Source organism: Vibrio sp. UCD-FRSSP16_30, assembly GCF_001676025.1.
Taxonomy (GTDB): domain Bacteria; phylum Pseudomonadota; class Gammaproteobacteria; order Enterobacterales; family Vibrionaceae; genus Vibrio.
The window spans coordinates 20,405-40,527 of the sequence record NZ_LZFW01000007.1 but is presented as its reverse complement, the minus strand read 5'-3'; the positions used below and the strand labels follow the sequence as shown (position 1 = coordinate 40,527).

General features: G+C 42.2%; 15 protein-coding genes. 9 read left to right on the top strand and 6 right to left on the bottom strand.

Translation table 11 applies throughout. The features are described 5' to 3' along the window. Nucleotides 1-2 precede the first annotated feature (2 nt). The 4 genes from cobN to A9260_RS05385 all read left to right on the top strand — a co-directional run bounded on the left by cobN (nt 3) and on the right by A9260_RS05385 (nt 6,011). Complete coding sequence (cobN, locus tag A9260_RS05400; protein ID WP_068696933.1) at nt 3-3,824, top strand: cobaltochelatase subunit CobN; 3,822 nt, start codon at nt 3-5, stop codon at nt 3,822-3,824. Continuing rightward, complete coding sequence (locus A9260_RS05395; protein ID WP_068696929.1) at nt 3,821-4,297, top strand: MotA/TolQ/ExbB proton channel family protein; 477 nt, start codon at nt 3,821-3,823, stop codon at nt 4,295-4,297. Before cobN ends, A9260_RS05395 begins: the two co-directional genes overlap by 4 nt. Then, nucleotides 4,297-4,602: a DUF2149 domain-containing protein gene (locus A9260_RS05390; protein WP_068696927.1), complete on the top strand. Its 306-nt coding sequence runs from the start codon at nt 4,297-4,299 to the stop codon at nt 4,600-4,602. Before A9260_RS05395 ends, A9260_RS05390 begins: the two co-directional genes overlap by 1 nt. A gap of 284 nt (nt 4,603-4,886) precedes the next feature. Next, on the top strand, nt 4,887-6,011 hold the full coding sequence (locus A9260_RS05385; RefSeq protein WP_068696926.1) for an acyl-CoA desaturase: 1,125 nt from the start codon (nt 4,887-4,889) through the stop codon (nt 6,009-6,011). 291 nt (nt 6,012-6,302) lie between these two features. Here the strand turns inward: A9260_RS05385 and A9260_RS05380 are convergent, their stop codons facing one another. From A9260_RS05380 to potA, 4 genes are all read right to left on the bottom strand, one after another. Further along, complete coding sequence (locus A9260_RS05380) at nt 6,303-7,337, bottom strand: extracellular solute-binding protein (protein WP_068696925.1); 1,035 nt, start codon at nt 7,335-7,337, stop codon at nt 6,303-6,305. 114 nt (nt 7,338-7,451) lie between these two features. Then, entirely contained in the window at nt 7,452-8,222 is a 771-nt protein-coding gene (gene potC, locus A9260_RS05375) for a spermidine/putrescine ABC transporter permease PotC (RefSeq protein ID WP_068696924.1), read from the bottom strand. Continuing rightward, entirely contained in the window at nt 8,222-9,079 is an 858-nt protein-coding gene (gene potB / locus A9260_RS05370) for a spermidine/putrescine ABC transporter permease PotB (protein WP_197485253.1), read from the bottom strand. Before potB ends, potC begins: the two co-directional genes overlap by 1 nt. Further along, nucleotides 9,063-10,190 (bottom strand): spermidine/putrescine ABC transporter ATP-binding protein PotA, encoded by a 1,128-nt coding sequence (potA, locus tag A9260_RS05365; protein WP_068696921.1) that lies wholly within the window; start codon nt 10,188-10,190, stop codon nt 9,063-9,065. Before potA ends, potB begins: the two co-directional genes overlap by 17 nt. A 341-nt stretch (nt 10,191-10,531) precedes the next feature. On the opposite strand from potA, the gene A9260_RS05360 reads away from it, so the two are divergent. After that, complete coding sequence (locus tag A9260_RS05360) at nt 10,532-11,365, top strand: CPBP family intramembrane glutamic endopeptidase (protein ID WP_068696919.1); 834 nt, start codon at nt 10,532-10,534, stop codon at nt 11,363-11,365. 66 nt (nt 11,366-11,431) lie between these two features. Here the strand turns inward: A9260_RS05360 and yegS are convergent, their stop codons facing one another. Continuing rightward, nucleotides 11,432-12,328, bottom strand: coding sequence for a lipid kinase YegS (gene yegS / locus A9260_RS05355; protein WP_068696918.1), 897 nt, complete (start codon nt 12,326-12,328; stop codon nt 11,432-11,434). A 260-nt stretch (nt 12,329-12,588) separates the two neighbouring features. On the opposite strand from yegS, the gene A9260_RS05350 reads away from it, so the two are divergent. From A9260_RS05350 to A9260_RS05340, 3 genes are all read left to right on the top strand, one after another. Next, nucleotides 12,589-13,332: a phosphatase gene (locus tag A9260_RS05350; RefSeq protein WP_068696913.1), complete on the top strand. Its 744-nt coding sequence runs from the start codon at nt 12,589-12,591 to the stop codon at nt 13,330-13,332. A 40-nt stretch (nt 13,333-13,372) separates the two neighbouring features. Continuing rightward, entirely contained in the window at nt 13,373-13,852 is a 480-nt protein-coding gene (locus A9260_RS05345) for a DUF4149 domain-containing protein (protein ID WP_068696911.1), read from the top strand. Between the two features lie 163 nt (nt 13,853-14,015). Beyond that, nucleotides 14,016-14,795 carry a hypothetical protein gene (locus A9260_RS05340; protein ID WP_068696909.1) on the top strand — a complete coding sequence of 260 codons (780 nt, stop codon included), beginning with the start codon at nt 14,016-14,018 and terminating at the stop codon, nt 14,793-14,795. A gap of 85 nt (nt 14,796-14,880) precedes the next feature. Here the strand turns inward: A9260_RS05340 and A9260_RS05335 are convergent, their stop codons facing one another. After that, nucleotides 14,881-17,628 carry an ExeM/NucH family extracellular endonuclease gene (locus tag A9260_RS05335; protein ID WP_068696903.1) on the bottom strand — a complete coding sequence of 916 codons (2,748 nt, stop codon included), beginning with the start codon at nt 17,626-17,628 and terminating at the stop codon, nt 14,881-14,883. A gap of 376 nt (nt 17,629-18,004) precedes the next feature. On the opposite strand from A9260_RS05335, the gene A9260_RS05330 reads away from it, so the two are divergent. Continuing rightward, nucleotides 18,005-19,867 (top strand): bifunctional metallophosphatase/5'-nucleotidase, encoded by a 1,863-nt coding sequence (locus tag A9260_RS05330; protein WP_068696902.1) that lies wholly within the window; start codon nt 18,005-18,007, stop codon nt 19,865-19,867. The last annotated feature ends 256 nt before the right edge of the window (nt 19,868-20,123 follow it).

Here is a 20,123-nt window from a genome sequence, read left to right as displayed (position 1 = left end):
GGATGCATAATTTAATAAACAAAGCAGCCATGGTTATTGGCTGCTTTTTATTGTTTTTGTCAACGCCTGCTGTAGCAACGAAAGTTGCTATAGTGCATACGGATTTTGTCCCTCATGCCAAAATAGAGCGCCTTAAACAATACGCTAATAATCAACAAGTTGAGTTAGTTAGCTACACTCCGTTGGAATACAATGTTGGCCTGTTAAATGATGTTGATTTGGTGGTATTAGACACCCCTCGTAGACCCGACCGTCAAAGGTTAATGGAGATTGTTTCATCCATTCCCGAGACTAAAAATTGGGTAATGCTGGGTGGGGGGCCGCCAAGTGCAAGCGACCAAATCGACACAGGATTCCATCGTATTCTCATGGGCTATTACCTTAATGGCACAGTGAATAATTATAATGCGTTTTTTGCTGCTATCGATGCGAAAAATAATGGTCGCTCACTTAAAAACTTGCCTGTAGCAGAGCGTGTGCCATCACACGGCATTTATTATAATGAAGGGACAACGACGGATCTTAATGCCTATTTAAAATCTGTAAAATACAACAAAGATCAACCGCTGGTGGGCTTTGTCACTGCGCGAAACCAAATTACCAATCAAGAATTTGAACCGCTTGACCAGCTGATTGAAGCGGCTAATAAAGCTAATATCACTCCTGTTATTTTCTATTTAGATAACGATAATGGACTGGATTGGCCATGGAATGACATCAAACCAACCATGCTAGTCAATATGACGCACTTGCAGAAAGGTGAACAGCGTAAGAGTGAGCTAGCAAAGCTGAATGTGCCAATGATCCAAACTCTGCATTATCGTAGTGGGACCATTGATGATTGGCGAAATAGCGATGTTGGAATTGATCAGCGCAGTGCATCAGTCATGCTTTCTACGCCAGAAACATGGGGGTTAACAGACCCACTAGTGATTTCTGCTGAAAGTGATACTGATAAACACTACATTCCAGAGCAGTTGGAGCTATTGTTTGGGCGTGCTCACTCTTATTATCGCCTGCAAACAAAAGTGACTCAGGATAAGTCTTTAGCCGTTATGTTTTGGAATGCACCTGCTGGGGCTGAAAATATTTCGGCCTCAAACCTTAACATTCCACTTAGCATATCAAGTATTGCCAGTGGTTTACGCGAAGAAGGCTTTGATATTCCGCAGCTTGATGAGCAAAAAGTCATTGCTGATGCCAAGGAATTATTATCGGGCTACTACCAACCAAGTCAGCTTCAACAACTTTTAGATAAAGGCTACGCCGTTGCTTTGCCACTGAGATCTTACATGCGTTGGTATAAAACGATGCCGATGGAAACGCGCGTTTTTGTCAATCAGTGGTGGGGACATCCATTGCGTTATAAGGGGTTACTGCAAGTTAATGGTGAACCCGCTTTTGTGTTTCCTTTGCTCAAGCAAGGCAATTTGTGGTTACTGCCACAGCCTCCTCGCGCTGGAGAAGTTGGCCATTCTATTCATGCAGTAAAAGAGCCACCCAATCATTTGTATCTTGCCGCTTATCTGTGGTTGCAACTGCAATATCAAGAAAACAATCTAGATGCGTTAGTCCACTTAGGTACTCACGGCACCCAAGAATGGACACCGGGTAAATCTAGAGGGTTATCAAGAAACGATTTCCCATTTCTTACTTTGGGTGACCTTCCGGTCTTATATCCGTACATTCAAGACAATATTGCCGAAGCGATTCAGGCAAAACGCCGAGGCCGTGCGACCATCATTAGTCATCAAACGCCAACGTTTGGTCCTGCGGGGTTATATGGTGAATACGTTGAGCTAAATCGTCTGCTAGGGGATTACAAAACAGCGCTACCAGGTTCGGTCAAAGATGAGATTCAACTATCACTGCGCAACAAAATACTAGAGCTTAATGTCCTTGATGATATGGGTGTCTCGATTAATGAGCAGGCAACCGAGCTTGAAAATCATTTTGACGATGTATTGGATGAGCTCGAAGAGCATATCGATAGACTCGCTGCATCATCGGTGCCGCTGGGCTTACATGTATTTGGACATACAAAATCACAGCAAGATATTCTGTACACCATTTTGCAGCAGCAAGGTGATGAGTACCTAAAGCTGTTTATGGATGAGCCTGCTAATTTCTGGAAACAGTTTGAAGGCAGTCTTGATCCTCTTGAGCATACCAAGCCTTACCAGTGGTTAAGCCAAGCATTGCAAGATCCAACCAGTGTTGAACCGGCGCGACAAACTGTGGCAAAAAGCATTGTCACATCTTATCAATCCTTGTCCCAACCGGGTGAGATAGAAGCACTGATTACGGGCATGAATGGCGGGTTTTTAAAAGCGGGGAGTGGCGGCGATCCATTGAAAAATCCATCAACCACCAGTGGCACTAATCTGTTTGGTTTTGATCCAGCCAAAGTCCCAAGTTCACAGGCTTATACTGCGGCAGAAAAAGAGCTGCAAAACTTACTGGATGTACATTTAGCGGAAAATGGCGAGTATCCAAATAAAATTGCTTTTTCGCTGTGGGCAGGAGAAACCCAACGTCACTTTGGCATGCTAGAAGCTCAGGTATTACGTGCGCTAGGGTTAAAACCGGTTTGGGATCGAGGCGGCAATTTGCTTCGCCTTGATATCATTCCAACCTCGGAGCTTACTCATCCGCGCATTGATGTCGTTATTCAAGCAACATCAGTTTATCGCGATCAATTTGACGGGTTTATGCTAAAGCTAAGTCATGCGATTGAGCAACTTAGTCAGCTTGATGATGGTAATGCTATAGCTAAAAATAGCCAAAAATTGAGCGATAAGCTTAGAGATCTTGGTTATAGCAGTGAACGTGCGTCTATGTTGTCGGCACTGCGGATCTTTAGCAATGAACCGGGTGACTATGGCAGTGGAGTCAACCATCTTGCTGTTCAGTCGCAAGACTGGGAAGACGATGATGCACTTGGTGAACAATTTACCAACCGACTGCAATACGCTTATGGCACGCAGGTTTGGGGAGAAAAATTGGGTGACACCAATTTATTTGAATCTCAGTTAGCCTCTGTTGATGCGGCGGTTATGACTCGAACCAGTCGTCTGCACGGCTTGCTATCAACCGATCATCCTTTTGAATATCTCGGTGGCTTAGCCGCCGCTGTACGTCGAGCATCAGGTCAAGATCCTTCTCTGTATATTAATGATTTAAGGGAGTCTAACAGTCGCACGGTTTCTGCCGGTAAATTTATCGCCGAAGAGCTCAATGCTCGCTACATGAATCCAGTTTGGATCAAAGCTATGCAAGATGAAGGTTACGCTGGCGCACTTAATATGCTTGATATCACTAACAATTTATTCGGCTGGCAGGTAACGGCGCCAGAAACCGTGAGTGATTATCAGTGGGAAGCATTAAGTGAAGTGTATATAGATGATAAGCACGATCTTGGGATAAATGAGTGGTTTAAACAGCATCAACCTGCCGCCCAAATGCAAATCATTGAACGTATGTTAGAAGCGGTGCGTAAAGGCTATTGGGAAGCTGATGAGGCAAGGTTACAAGCACTACTAGAGCGACATCAGCAGCTTGAGTCTATGGTGGATTATCATCAAACCCATAACGTGACCGCTGAGTTTATTGAGCAGACTGCCGCTGGCTTTGGTTTATCTGGCAGTGCAGGGCAAGCGCCTAGTGCGCCCACAGTCTCAGGCAATGTGATGCAAGAAATCCCAGCCTATGAAGAACCGCAGTCAATGAGCGACAAAAAAATGCTGTTCCTTATCATTGCTATTTTTGCCTGCATTGCCTTTGGCGCAGTGCGACAACACTTTATTTATCGAGATGAAAAATGAATCAACTAGAAAGTTTAATTTACCAATTCGCAACCCTATTCATGCAACCGATTATGGTGCTGGTCATCATTATTGCTGTTTATTCGCTCTATAGCGTTGGGCGCTTTGCTATGGAGTTTATTCAACGCCAACGTTCAAGCTATGTACCAATACTGCACCGCTACGCTAAGGCAAAAAATGTCTATCAAGGTGACCAGTTAGAGCTCTGGATTATCAAGCAATTAGAACCGCTGCGCATCGTGAGTCGCTCAGGTCCAATGTTAGGTATTGTCACCACCATGATTGCCATTGGCCCTGCATTGGTCGCAATGGGAGAAGGCGCGATTGATAAGGTTGCTCAAGAAATGATCGTGGCATTTTCGGCATCGATACTAGCGCTGATCGCCGCCAGTATTACCTTTAGCATCATGACCATTCGTCGTCGTTGGATGTTAGAGGATATGTGCGCTATTGAACTCAAGGAGCAAAAATAATGCGCTTTCTTGAATCTGATGACGCCGATGATCCCATCTTATCGATAATTAATATGGTAGATCTGTTCGCCATTATCATGGCATTTTTGATGATACTGAACGTAACCAGTAGTCAATTACCGGATAATTCAGTTTTAATTGAAAATCCGGGGCAGGAAAACATGAAAATCACCATTAAAGATGGTGAAACCATGACCCGCTATGAAACCTCTGATGAAATAGGTGAAGGGGTAGGCAGCCTAGCCGGACAAACCTATATGCTAGATGATGGACGGCTTATTTACGTGCCTGCGGATAAAAAGTAACGACGGCTAGAACCTCCTCAGAACGAAGAAATCTATTGCGAAAACAAAAAACGACCAACAAGCATTTTTAATGAAATGCAGTTGGTCGTTTGAGTTTGGATCTAGTTTTGATTGTTCACGGCTTAGGCTTTATTTTTAAAGCTACTCAAGCTTTAATTTCGATAAATTCCGCTTCGAACAGCAACATAATTTTACTTTCAATGTGATCACGCTATTTGATTTACGGCAATAAGCCAGATATTCTAGCGAACAGTTGTAAGCTGAAACTGAAAAATGGAGTTACCGTGAGCACTCAACGTCCACCTTTACTATGGTTTAACATCTTTATATTTGTATCGAGTTTATTATTAGCTGTGGTCATTACCCCTTGGTATGCCTTTAGCTATGGCTTGAACTGGGCACATCTAATCTGGTTCATTATTGCGTTTAGTTTTACTAATCTGTCCATTACTGCGGGATACCATCGTCTTTGGAGTCATAAGACGTATCAGGCTAATTCGATTCTGAAAGGTATTTTTGCGATTGGCGGTGCATTTTCTTTGCAAAATAGCGCCCTTCACTGGTCATCCGATCATCGTGAGCACCATAAGCATGTGGATCATGACTCGAAAGACCCTTATTCGGCATCACGCGGTTTTTGGTATTCGCATATGGGTTGGATGTTGCGTGATTATAATCAGCAAACCTATTCGAACTATGAAAACTGTCGTGATTTGAAAAAGGATAGGGTAGTGCAGTGGCAACATAAATATTATGGTCCACTTGCGATAGCGACTAACTTTGGATTCCCGATATTACTGGGCATTATTTATAATGACATTATTGGAATGTTTTTAGTGGTTGGCGCTGTAAGGTTGGTCTTAAGTCATCACACCACCTTTTTTATCAACTCGTTAGCGCACATTTGGGGTAAGCAAACCTTTACCAAAAAGAATTCGGCGAGAGATAACGGCATACTGGCATTCTTTACTTTTGGCGAAGGTTATCACAACTTCCATCATCTATTTGAGAACGACTATCGCAATGGGATTTGTTGGTGGCATTACGATCCGACGAAGTGGTTAATTAAAGCGTGTTCTTGGATTGGTTGGACCGAAAAGCTGCGTGTCACACCGCAATTTAAAATTGAAAAAGCGCGCGCTATGATGATGCTACAAAATGCCAATCATAAGCTTAATGAGATGAACGCTTGTCCTTCTATTACCACTAAGTTGGAGCAAGAATTTGAGTCTCTGATTGAAAGCATGCAGGATTACTACAATAGCAAAAAGCACTTATTGCAGAACAAAAAGCAGCAGGTTTTAAAAAGTCATGAGTTGGAAGTGTTTATGATTCACCATCAGCAACTTAAAGATCAATTTCAGTCCCAGCAGCAAATTTGGATGAGCCAAGTAAAGCGCTTCGCTTAGTTGACTAGGGTGAGATCACGAACGTTATTTGAACAAAATCATGTGCATTAGCGGAACAAGCCTTTGTTGCATGGATTTGTAGCATGGATGCCACTATGAAGCCATCAAGGATGATTTCACGGCGTCTTGTGGAGATGATGTACATGATTGGTCGATAAGTGTTCGCTCATGCGTTCGCCCTACCTAGTTGACGCTTCGCTTAGTGGATACGGTCTAAAAATAAAGCCCGCGATGAAATCATCTGCGGGCTTTTTAATGTCTTCAAATAACAGTCAGAAAAGCATTATTCGCTTATTCTACTTTGAGTTTTTGATAGTACTCTTCATACAATACATTGGCGTCACCCACAGAATCTTGCCAAGTACCGTTATCTAGTGCCTCTTGAGGAGGGTAGATATTCGGGTTTTCAGAGAATTCTTTCGGTAATAACGCTTGGGCAGTAGCGACTGGTGTTGGGTAGCCAATTTCTAAAGCAATTTTGGCCGCGTTTTCTGGGCGCAGTAGAAAATCAATCATCATGTGCGCCGCTTTGGTGTTTTTAGCACCAGATGGGATCGCTAGGCTGTCCATCCACAAAATAGTGCCTTTTTTAGGCCATACGATGTCAATTGAAGCGCCTTCTTGACGAGCCATATAAGCAGAACCATTCCACAACATACCTAGCGACACTTCACCCGCCATATAAGGGTTTGCAGGGAAATCCGAGTTGAATACCAAGACATTTGGCATCAGCTTTTTAAGCTCTTCATAGGCGGCTTTAATTTCGTCTGGGTTGGTGGTGTTAGGTGAGTAGCCAAGCTTAGTTAATGCAATGTGGAACACTTCTCGAGTGTCATCAATCAGCATTAGCTGACCTTCCCACTTTTTGTCCCACAAATCGTCCCATTTGGTGATGCTGGATTTGTCTATCATATCGGTATTCACACCGATGCCAGTTGCGCCCCAAATATAAGGGATAGAGTAATTGTTGCTTGGGTCAAATGGCTTATTAAGATATTTAGGATCAAGATCGGCAAAATGTTTAAGTTGCGATTTATCAATCTTTTGTAGCATGCCCTCTTTACGCATTTTAGAGACAAAGTAGGCAGAAGGTACAATCAAATCATAGCCTGAACCTTGTGTTTTAAGCTTGGCGTACATGCTTTCGTTAGACTCATAGGTTGAATAAATCACCTTGATACCAGTCTCTTTAGTAAAGTCTTTTAACACTTGGTCTGGGATATATTCTGACCAGTTATAAAAATACAGTTCTTTGTCCGCAGACCATGCTGGGAGAGAGAACAGTGTCGCCATAAAAAGGGCGGTCGCATACAATTTACGTTTCATCACATTTCCATCTTTTAGTCACTTCACAGCTTTAATGACAAAGCCTTAATGAACAAGAGTAATTAACCTGCTGATTGGTATATTCGGCAGGAGGGATAACTTGATAATTCTAGACTACTTCACTTTTTCTCGTGCAATAAGCTGTGAAATTATTACCAAGACTAATGACACTACCAACATCGATGTAGCCAATGCATTGACCTCAGGAGAGATGCCAACTTTAACCATTGAATAGATTTTCAAAGGCAATATTTCATAAGCAGGGCCGGTTACAAAAGAGCTAATAATGACGTCATCTAATGACAAGGTGAAGCTCAGTAACCACCCTGCGGCGACCGCAGGCATCGCCAACGGTAAGATGATTTTTTTGAGTATCGTCCATTCACCTGCGCCTAAGTCTTTGGCCGCTTCCAGCATTTTTACATTAAATCCATTTAAGCGACTGTAAACCGTGACCACCACAAACGGTAGGCAAAACGTAATGTGTGCAATCAGTAAGGTGAAAAACCCTAGCTGCGCACCAATCACAAGAAACAGTGCCAGCAAAGAGATAGCCATTACGATATCAGGGGACATCATCACCACAAATAACATGCCATTGACCGCTTTTTTACCTTTAAATTGATAACGGAAAAGCGCCACAGCGGTAAGACTGCCGATTAAGGTCGCAGCAGTTGCCGAGAAAACTGCAATGTTTAATGAGTGCCACGCGGCCTGCATTAAGCTGTCGTTATTGACTAAACTCTCATACCATTTAGTGGTAAATCCACCCCATTTCATACCAAATTTATTGGCATTAAATGAATTGGCAATTAACACTATGATGGGCAGGTACAAAAATGCGTACACCAAGCTCATAAAGCTAAACCTAAGTGTGCGTCCCATTAGCCTAGCTCCCCTTTTCTATTTAATAACTTTCCGGCTCGATAGTAGGCGTAAAGCATAATCGCCATTACTAGAGTTAACGCTATGCTGGTGGCTGCGCCAAAAGGCCAATCGCGGGAGTTGAGTACCTGACTTTTGATGACATTACCAATGAGTAAGTTTTTCGCTCCGCCTAGGAGGTCGGCGACGTAAAACATTCCTAGCGCAGGTAAAAGTACTAATAAGCATCCGCCAATGATGCCTGGCATCGTTAGGGGCAATATGACTTTGGTAAACGTGCGCAGTTTATTAGCACCCAAATCTTTGGCCGCTTCAATATAGGTTCTGTCGAGTTTTTCGATGGCGGAATAAAGGGGCAATATCATAAATGGCAATAAAATATAGACCAAGCCAATCATGACCGCGGTTTCGGTGTACATAATTCGTATCGGCTTGTCGATAATATCTAAGGCCATTAAAGATTTGTTGAATATTCCCTGTGTGCCAAGCACAATTTTTAAGCCATAAGTTCTGATTAATGAGTTAGTCCAAAAAGGCACAATCACTAAAAATAGCATCAAAGGTCGCCATTTTGTCGGCATTTTGCTGACGATGTAGGCAAAAGGGTAGCCAATGACAAGACATATCGTGGTGGCGATAATTGCCATATAAAATGAGTGCCACAGTACTTTGGCGTACAAAGGGTCAATTAATCGGGCATAGTTATCGAAAGTGAAAGTCAGATCAATAAGATTGGCATCATCACGAGTTAAAAAACTGGTGGCAATAATCATTAAATTGGGGACTAAAACAAACAGCGTTAACCAACAGACAATGACTGCAATGATGATGTTTTGTAGATTAAATTTCTTGCTCATCATGCAATACGACCTCCCAACTCTCAACCCAAGTAATGGCTACTTTTTGCCCTAGGGAGTGGTCAACATCAGGATCGTCTTCATTAAAAAACTCACTGATCATCACTTTTAATCCAGACTCAAGTTCAATCACTGAATCTAGTGTCATGCCTTTATAGGTGCGCTCAATAACGTGCCCAACAATGCCTTTTTGTTCGGATTCTTTGATCTCTTTTAGCCTAAGATCTTCTGGGCGAAGCAGTACTCGCAGCTTTTCTCCGCTAGTGACATCTTGATCAAAATAGATGACAGAATCGATGCCTTCAATGGTTGCACTGATGCGCTTATCATCGATTCGCTGCTTTGCCACTGCATCAAACACATTAATTTCGCCAATAAATCGCGCCACGAATAAGTTTTTAGGCTCTTCGTAAATTTCCCGCGGCGTACCATCTTGTTCAATGATGCCATCTCGCATCACAATAATGCGATCTGACATGGAAAGTGCTTCTTCTTGATCGTGGGTCACAAAGATAAAGGTAATGCCCAGTTGGCGCTGCAGTTGTTTAAGCTCTATCTGCATTTGCTTTCTAAGCTTGTAATCCAATGCAGATAAAGACTCATCAAGTAGCAATACTTTGGGTTTGTTGACCACCGCGCGAGCAATGGCAACACGTTGTTGTTGACCACCGGAAAGTTGGCTTGGCTTACGCTGACTCATTGAGCCTAAACGCACCATTTGCAACGCTTCCATGACTCTAGGTTCAATTTCGGCAGTAGGTACTTTTTGCATTCGTAGCCCAAAAGCAACGTTTTCAAATACGCTCATGTGAGGAAATAACGCATAGCTTTGAAAGACCGTATTAACGTGTCTTTGCTCGGCGGGGATATCGGTAACGTTTTGCTTATCCAGAACAATATTGCCGCTATCAACGTTTTCAAATCCTGCAATCATGCGCAGTACTGTCGTTTTACCGCACCCAGATGGCCCAAGAATGGTAAGAAACTCGCCATGATTAACATCTAAATTGAGATTGCCAATGATCTCTTTGCCATCAAAGCTTTTACTGACTCCAGTTAAACGAATAACGGGCTGTTTAGTCGATTGCTTAGTGGGTTGTTGTGCGTTCAACGTTGAGTTCTCTCCGGGCTATAGGACTAGGTCATTTGGTGATAATAAGTGGCGATATTATATATCTCAAATAGTTTTGGCTATCTAACCACAAATAGAGTTTTGAATATTATAGGTGATTGTAGAAAAAACAACCGTAAACTAAAGCCACGATGCTTGAAGTGGTGCACCTATATGCCTATGATTTATCAGTATTATTCTTTAATGTATTGAATTGTGGTTATCTTGATGATGACCACAAGAAAAAGTAAAAGCAGGTTAAGGCTGTATTTACTCTGCATCAACGCTAGTTTGAGGACGCTATGTTTTTAATATATGTTTTTAATATGTGTTAGTAACTAATGCTATTAAGTAGTGATTTTTGGATTTGGGTTCCGTTAGCGGTTGCGATGGCCTGCGCGCTGTTTGGTTATTCTAAAGCGGGATTTATTGGTTTAGCCATTGCGGTGATTGGGGCGTATCTTGAGTCCCGACTGTCCATTCTAGCCATTGGCACTATCATTTTTGGCCTTGCTATGGCTTGGCAAATCCCACAGCTAAGTGGTTGGCGCAAATACAGTGCATGGGTGGTCGTTATCGCATGGTGCGCTGGATTAGCACTGCATCTATTGCCTGGTTTTGATAATTTGCATGTTCTCGATAATGTGCGAACTGGACCAAACAGCATTACATTCAATTTGTATCTAAATCTAGATAAACCTATTATCTTCTTCGCTTTACTGCTTGCTTACCCTCAGCTTCTTGGGCAAAACAAAACACTGAATCCAAGGGCTATCATCACCTCATTACTTTTTCTTAGTACGTTACTTCCCATTGCCGTAATGATGGGGAAAATAGGCATAGAAGTGACGATTCCAGCTTGGTGGTGGCTGTTTGCGCTCAATAATTTGCTACTCACCTGTGTTGTTGAAGAAGCCATTTTTCGAGGTCTTATTCAGCAAAGCTTAACTTCTAAGTTTGATTGGAAAATTGCTTTAGCTGTAGCCAGTGGATTATTTGGCTTTGCGCATATTGCGGGTGGGTTAGCGTTTGTCATTTTTGCAACACTTGCAGGGGTAGGCTACGGAATGATGTTCCACTTATCTGGTCGATTATGGATTGCGGTATTAACACATTTTCTATTCAACTTTTGCCACCTACTGTTTTTTACTTATCCTATTTCAGTGATTAGGTAGGATTTACCCCCTTACTTAACATCGAATGCCTTATTAAAATTACAATCTACATCTAATGCTCATCTGTTATTTTAATAACGGACACGCCGCAGGTAAAACCATCTTGATCTGAGATGCGCAGACTTCAAATTTAATCTTATTACTTGTAATCGGCTCACCATCCAAATTAATCGGCATTAAAGTATCAGCTTGCCATTCGATGCTTTCTACTTGAATTTTTCGCACATATTGACCGTCAGGCTTAGGATCGTTGAGCTCTTGTAACACTAAGGGAAGAGCAGTTTTTGGAAAGTCACTAAGGGATATAACCTCCATTTTACCGTCATTTATGAATGAGTTCGGTGATAGCACTTGTCCACCGCCAGCTTGTCGGCCATTACATACCGCGCCGACAATAACGTTGCTATCGATAACATTATTATCAAAAATAACTTGACCAGAAAAAGGCTGAAAGTTAAGTGCTTGAACCAAACCAGTAAGCGTATAAGCGCCGCCACCAAGGAAGTTCTTTAATGCTACAGGGGTCGTTGCAGTAACTTGCGCGCCAAAACCACCAGTGGCCATATTCATAAAGTAGTGAGAGCCTGCTTTGATGACATCGACATAGTGGCTTTCACCGCTAATGGCTAATTTTAGTGCATCGTATTCAAGTTGAGTTGGGATAAGGCATGAGGTTGCAAAATCGTTTGCTGTGCCCAGTGGCAGTACTGCGAGTTCTGGACGCTGTAGTTTTGGAATCTTCATTAAAGCATTCACGACTTCATTGATTGTCCCGTCACCACCTCCTGCTATTAACCGGTCGCAGTTTTGCTCAACGGCTTCTTGCACGAGGCGATCGATATCTCCAGCCTCCCAAGTGGGGCGAACTTCTAAGTCGGTTCCGTCAGCCCTAATGGCAAAAACAGCTTCTCGCACTGTCGCTAGAGATGCTTTTTTCCCGTTAAGCAATAATCTCACTTTCACTGTAAGTCCTCATCCGTGTTTATAGAGCAATACAAACCTTAACACAGTTCAATTGAATGCTTAATAGCTGTTCATGCTCAGGATCTTGTGTGTTTATGATGATGGTGATTTGGGTGTCATGGTTATCGTTCGATAGGGTGAAATGCAGGGTTTAATAAAGTAGAGCTAATCAAAGCAATGAAAATCAAAACTAAGTCGTATATGGTAGTGAAATATATTGGTACTGATCTCAGTCGTTTAGTTAAACAAAGGTTTGAATCATGAGTTATAAATTAGAAGTGGATTTGCATACCCATACTTTAGCCAGTCATCATGCCTATAGCACCATACATGATTATGTGCGTGAAGCGCCAAAGCGAGGTATTCGCTTGTTTGCGAATACCGATCATGGGCCGGATATGGAAGACGCACCGCATCGCTGGCACTTTGTTAACAGCCTTACCTTCCCTCGTGTTGCGGATGGCGTGGGCATATTACGTGGCATAGAGAGTAATATTAAAGATCTTGAAGGTAACATTGATATTGATGAGCCTACTCGCGCCAGTTTAGATATTATTCTTACCGGTTTTCATCCGCCAGTATTTGCGCCGCGAGATATCGATGCCAATACAGAAGCGATGAGTAATGTGATAAAAAGTGGCAAGATTCATGTTGTGACTCACCCCGGTAATACTCGTTTTCCTATCCATATTGAGCAGATTGTAAAATTGGCCGCGCAACAAAATGTGGCGCTTGAGATAAATAATAGTTCCTTCTTATATTCTAGAAAAGGCTGTTTTGATAACTGTCAAAAAATTGCTCAGTTAGCCAAAAAATATGATGCACCAATTAGCGTGGGTTCTGATGCGCATAATGCTTGGGATCTAGGGCGCTTTGATAAAGCAAAAGCGTTAATCACTGACGTAGGTTACCCAGCAGAGCGGGTAATCAATAACACCGTCGAGTCGGTATTTGCCTATTTGGCAACGAAGGGAATTGATATTGCCCATGAGTTTGATTGGTAAATGTAGACGTGATTTCGGCTAAAAATTTTAAGGTAAAGAGATGAATCAACTGTTCAAAACAGTCGCTGTGACTTACGTTATTTTGCTGACCATTATTATGGGCTTTTCGTTATTTTCTGGTGTGGTTGTCGCCCCTGTTATTTTTAACTCCAGCAGCTTTCTTGGCAGCTCGTTACTGAGCCGTTTTCAAGAAGGACTATTGATGACCGAAGTCTTTGTACGATTATCGTACCCCTTGGTTATGGTGTGCATTTTTGCCTGCGTATTTGAGCTGTTCAGCTATTTCAAAAAAGGGACCGATTGGATAGCGATCATCAGCATGAGCTTAATGGTCACAACGGGGCTGCTGTTCGGATTCTACTTTGTGCCAGAGATAGTGCACATGCAGGCGCAAGGCCCAGTGGTAACACAAAGTGACGTATTTACTTCAATTCATAAGACCTCGGAAATTTGTTTTAAAATCACCGTGTTTTCAGGTGTTGTTTTATCGATACGCAATATTTTGAAGTTAATGCGATAAAAGCTCATATACGAAAGCCATATTTTAAAACCATATTTGAAAACATAGTTTAGTTTTGGGCTTTGGCTATCTTCCTTCATACTCCGTGCCAATTATTCAACTGAGCGCATTGTTTGCTAAATATTGCGCTTGTTGATGAAGCATTGGTTTTAGGGTGTTGGCAATGAATTTGAAGGTTAAAGGTTTGGTACTCGCGGCTGTTGCAGCTTTAGTTTTAAATGGCTGTGATAGTGGTAGCGAACAGGTAGATTCTGTTGGCAAAGAGATGAAAAAAGTACTCGATCAGGCAGGAGAAGATCTTGGTGATATTGTTAAACACAGTGATGCGACTATTGAGAAAAAATTAGAAAATAAATTTCATTTAACTCATAGCGATGCTGTTTATGTGACTGAGCATAATAAAGCCGAAGCTGACTATGTTGTTAATGATGTTTTGGTCCCTGTATTTGCCGATATAAAGTTCAAGTTTTCATCTACTTCAACGAAGACAGAGAATACTAATGCCACTCGCGTGCTTGGCCAAATAGCTTTTGTTCTTAATAGCCAAGAGTTTCAAGACCGTTTTGACGCAAATCCTATACCAGATGCATGTTGCTCTTTAGGAGTTGATGATGCCAAGATGCCCCCTGCAGATTTTGTCGCATTCAAAAATGTAGTAAATGATAGAACACAGCAATGGAAAGATAAGACGTTACTAATTTCAATTGATGGGACTAATAGGCATCAAGCTATATTAGGTCAGCCAAATCTCTATTTAAATAAGTTTGAAGTACAAGATACCGCAACACTCAGCAGTAATGCACCGCTGTTATTACAGAGATTAACGTCGGCATTTGGTTATTCCAACGATAAAGCGCCAGATAGTATTCCTTATTACGTACAATTGATGACCAAACAAGATGGTGCTCGTAAGGATGATTTATTTAAAAAGTTTTTTGGCTAATTTAAATAAACTGACCAAAACAAAAAGCCGGCGAATCATTCGCCGGCTTACTTTTATCTTTGCAATACAGTGTTACTGTTTACAATTATTGCTTAGAACGGCGACGTGCTACCAATCCGCCAGCCATTAGCATTAACATCAAGAAATCAAAGCTACCGCCGCTTGATCCTTCTACATTGTTGCCACCGTCTTGTGAGTCGTTATCACTGCCATTATCATCTTCAGGAGCTTCAGGAGCTTCAGGAGCTTCAGGAGCATTGTTGTCTCCATCTTCAGATCCGTCGTCACCTTCTGGCAAGTTATCATCGCCGTCTTCAGAGCCTTCATCATTATTGTTGAATGCTAATACAATAATTGTTGGATCGTGGTCAGAAGAGCGGTATGCATCATTGTGTTTCACTAGGTCGCCAGTATGCTCGTTAGCGTATTGGAACAAAGAGGATTCAACGGCGTTAATTGACCATACTTCGGCATCCACAACATAATCTTTTAGCTCATTATCAACCAAAACGTAATCTAGCGTACCCATTGCATCATTGTATGAATAGCTGTAAGTCTTTGGCTTAAGCTCTTCAACAATGTCTAGGTAGTTGAATGATTCTTCAATCAACGCGCCTTCTTCACCGTGTAGTGGAGTACCGCTTGTGGCGTCACCACCAATGTAAGTGTTGCGCGCTGCATAGATTTCATAGTCTGCAGGTGCATTGTCACGGTTGGTCAACACTAAGATAGGATCTTCTTGGCCGTAGCTGTTAAGGTCGCCCATAACCACTTTGTAGCCATCAATCTTAGTTAGCTCTTGAGCCAGTTGGTAAGCGGCTGATACGCGGAAGTGCTCACAGCTGCCTTGGATGTTCACGTCGTTTTCTTGATCAGCGGTGGCTTCATCTTCCCAGCACGTCGAACCTTTTGATTTGAAGTGGTTGGTCGAAATCACTAGATCTTTGTCGGCATTTTCAACAGCAAAAGAAGCAGTGAATGCATCACGCTGATAAGCGCTCTTAGTGCTACCATTTTCTGTTACGTGTTGCTGTGGCAGTTCAATCACGTAAGTGTCATTTAACGTAGCAGTGCTAGGACGATAAATGATTTTGTTCGTGATGGCATCGGTACCAACAAAGCCTTCGCCTTCAAGATCGTTAGGCATTGCAATCTGGTATTGATCAGCTTCGTCTAGGCGGCTATTTAGCGTTTCAACCAGTACATGAATAGCAGAATCTTCGTCAAAACCGTTGTTTTCAATTTCAATTAGGCCGTAGATATCAGCGTCGATAGCAACTAATGCAGAAACGATTTTCTCTAATTGCACATCAAATTCAGCAAGGCTTTCTGCGCCACGGTTGCTGTTGGTTGGGTTATCGCGACCACCAAATGGAGAGTTGAAGAAGTTGAGAACGTTGAAGCTAGAAACAACTAACTCTCCCTCTTCTAGGTTAGGCGCTAGGGAGCGTTCGTTTTCAACAAAAGTGCCGTTGTCAGCCGTGTTGTGTACGTATAAGCGGTATTCAGAATATGAGTAGCCCAGTACGCCAGTTAAGCCTTCTTCGCTAAGCTGAGCACCAACACGGATATAGTCATCACTGGTGCCTGTGCCGTTGTCTTGTGCAAAGTTAGGATACCAAGGTACAACGCCGTCAGCGGCCTCAATGGATGACTCTACAAATAGACGACGGTCAGCATTGCTTGCATCTTGCGCGCTAGCGCCAGCGGTTAGTGGTGTGTTGAGCTGGTTTGGATGGTAGTTGACTGCTTGATGAGCAAGTACCATGTTGTTACGGTATGCGCTGTAATCAAAACCAAAAGTACGAGTAACATGCATATCCGTTGCATTGTTGACGCGAACCAACATGCCTTCGTAACGTTCTAGCGTTTGTTCAAAGTTTTCATCGCTTTCAAGGGCTGTAATCGCAGTAGGCTCGACGCTTTCACCTTCGCCAAGCACTTCAACAAATGCAGGTGTTGAGGTAGAACCTAGCTGAGTCCAAGAGTAGTGCTCCTGCACTTTTGCGATAACCGCAACTTCGTTACCAACCTTGATATTGCTAACATTAGCGTTAACAAAAATGCCGTTTGAAGCATTTGAGCTAGTGTCTGCTGCTGGATCTTGCATAAAGAAGCCAGTCAGCAAGTCATTACCTAAATTTGAGGTTTGTACGTGAGTAACGATGCCCGTGACTTTAAACGTTTCATCGGACTCAAATTTATAATTATCAGGATCTGTGTAAGGAGAATAGATGCCTTCGCCTTGCAACTGCATGATGGTTGCTTCTTCGGCAACCGGAGGTTCAGGGACTACAGCGCCTTCACATGATGGTTCAATGTTGCCTAAATCAGTCCAATCATCTTTTGCTAGCGTAAACCACTGAGACTCATCCCAAGATGCATTGGCTTGATAGTTGCAACGAACGAATGTTTTGTCTTTATTAAAATCACCAGTTCCGCCCATTCCGCTAGGGCCAAATAGGTCGACAACTTCACCGTTGAAGAGAAGGCGAAGTGGGTCATTGCCGTTGAAATTGGTGATAGTGCTGTTTAGAGCGTTAACTCTTAATGCAAGATCGTCAGCAACACTAGCATGCCCAACTACGAAAGTTTCAAATGGTTCAAGAGTGATACCATCAAGTGAGTAATCCGCTGCCCAGTCACCACCTAAGTTAGTTTCTTTTTGCAGTACGTAGCCATCTAGGGTGACAGCACTATGTCCTACATTGGCAATCTCAATGGCTTTATTATAGCTTGCACCTTCGACCACTTCAGAGATGATAATATTAGCGCTGGCACTGCTTGCAATTAAAAAGCAGGGTAGAGACCAAGCCATTTTTATTTTGTTCATTAAGTATCCTTGATACGGGTTATTTTGCTTGGCCGGAATCTTAAAATGTAAATGTGACATTTATATTTTTAATTTATTGTCGTTTTTCTTTTATATTTAATGCTTAATCAAACTGTAATCTATCTGTATGTTAATTACTCAATACGCTGATCCTAAAGGCTTTTTATGGTGGAATAAGTGCCATTTATTATATTTTTTAAATATAATTGTAATAATAAGTTCATTAACTTTATTTCTTTTATTATGCGTATTTTTTAATTTTTATATTTATTCTCTGTTGTAATATTTTCGTAATTTATTGTCTTTACGATGCACCGCATATACAGAGATACATTCTGAGTTAATCAAGCAAATAAATATAAAAATGGAAATTAAAATGAAAAAGACACTATTAGCAGTAGCGGTGGTTGCCGGCCTTGTTGGCTGTAACTCTTCTAGCACAGACAACGAGACGCAAGATAGAGAAACATTTAATCTTCGTCTTTTACATATTAATGATCATCACTCAAAATTGGATGCAACTGGGGTTGAATTGAACCTTGGTGGTGTTGCAACAGAAGTTGAAGTCGGTGGCTTCCCTCGTCTTGTGACTAAGTTCAATGAGTTACAAAATGACAACACGCTTCGTTTGCATGCGGGTGACGCAATAACCGGTACGATGTACTACAGCTTGTTCCGTGAAGAGCTTCCTGATGCCTTAATGATGAACCAAGTTTGTTTTGACGCATTCGCTCTGGGTAACCACGAATTTGATGATGGTAACGAGCAGCTTGCTCACTTCATCGATACATTACAGAACGGCGAAGATGGCTGTGGCACTGAAGTTCTTGCAGCTAACATCGAAGTACCATCAACTAACCCAATTTACGATATGTACCAGCCGTACAAAGTTTTTGATGTATCAGGTCAAAAGGTTGGCGTAATTGGTATCGATATCGCAGCCAAAACGCAAGCATCATCATCGCCATCAGATGACACTACCTTCCTCGATGAAGTCGAAACATCACAGCGTTATATCGATGAGCTTCAAGAAGAAGGCGTAGACAAAATTGTTCTACTGACTCACTACACTTTCAACAATGATGTTGCCATGGCAGAGCAACTAACAGGCGTTGACGTCATTGTTGGTGGCGACAGCCATACTCTACTTGGAGACAATGATTTTTATACTGAAATTGGCTTCGGTAGCGCTGCGGGTGAATACCCAACAGTAGTACGCAATGCTGACGGCGAGGAAGTGTGTATTGTGCACGCTTGGGATAACAGCCTGATTCTTGGTGAGCTTAATGTCAGCTTTGACGCACAAGGTAATGTGACTCAATGTGCGGGTACGCCTCACTTGCTGCTTGGCGACACTTTTGAAAATACAGCAGAAGAAAGCGAAGGCGTTCATACTGCTGAGGAACTTGACACTATCCAGCAATACATTGCTGATAAGCCAGAGCTGAGTTCAGTACTAGAAGATCAAGTGACAGCAGATAAGTTAGCTGTGTTTGCTGCGCAAGTTGATGAGAAAATGGAAGAGCTTATCGGTAACAGTGATGGCCTTTTATGTAACGAACGTACCCCAGGTTCAAATCACTCATCTGGTGCATTGTGTGTTGAAGGCAGTGCTGAGCGCGAATTTATGAATGCACATGGCAGCATTATGGGCAACGTAGTATCAGAAGCGTTTGTTGATATGTCTATCCGTTCTGATATTGCGATTCAAAACAGCGGTGGTGTGCGTACAACAATCGAAGCTGGTGACGTATCGGTAGGTCATGCGTTTAATGTTCTACCATTTACTAACTTCTTGGTTAACCTTGATATGACAGGCCAAGAAATAGTCAATACGCTTGAAGATGCAATTGATTCAGTTGTGGTTAATGGCTCTAGTGGTTCATTCCCTGCGGCGGCTAACCTGCGTTTTGATATTGATATGAATGCAGCGAAAGGCGAGCGTTTAACTAACGTAGAAGCACGTCGTAAAAATGCAGATGGTTCATTTGCAGACTGGCACGCGATTGAACTTACCAATGAATATGTTGTGGTAACTAACGACTACATTGCTGGTGGTAAAGACGGTTATGATTCATTCATCCCTGTATTTGAAGATGCGGAGCGTCGTGAAGACACTGGTCTGCTTTACACTGACTCATTGATTAACTACATCAAAAAGCTAGAAAGCAATGGTGAATCACTGCAAATTCCTGAAGTATCAGAAATGGCAGTGCAAAACTTTACTCCGCTTAACTAGGCTAAGTAAACGATAAAAAAGAGAGCATTCGCTCTCTTTTTTTAGACTACCGACAAAGGTCTGGCTTTCAAGCTAGGCCTTTGAGCATATAGGAGTATCGAAATATGAATACTCTGATATGCTGCAAACTCCTCTTATTTAGTTACTTTTTAGAGTAAAAATAGTCTATCGAGACTTCAAACCGTGTAATTAGGTAAGAATCTTGATGGGTACCTATTAAAAAAGAACCCCACTAAAAAGCGGGGTTCATCTGTAA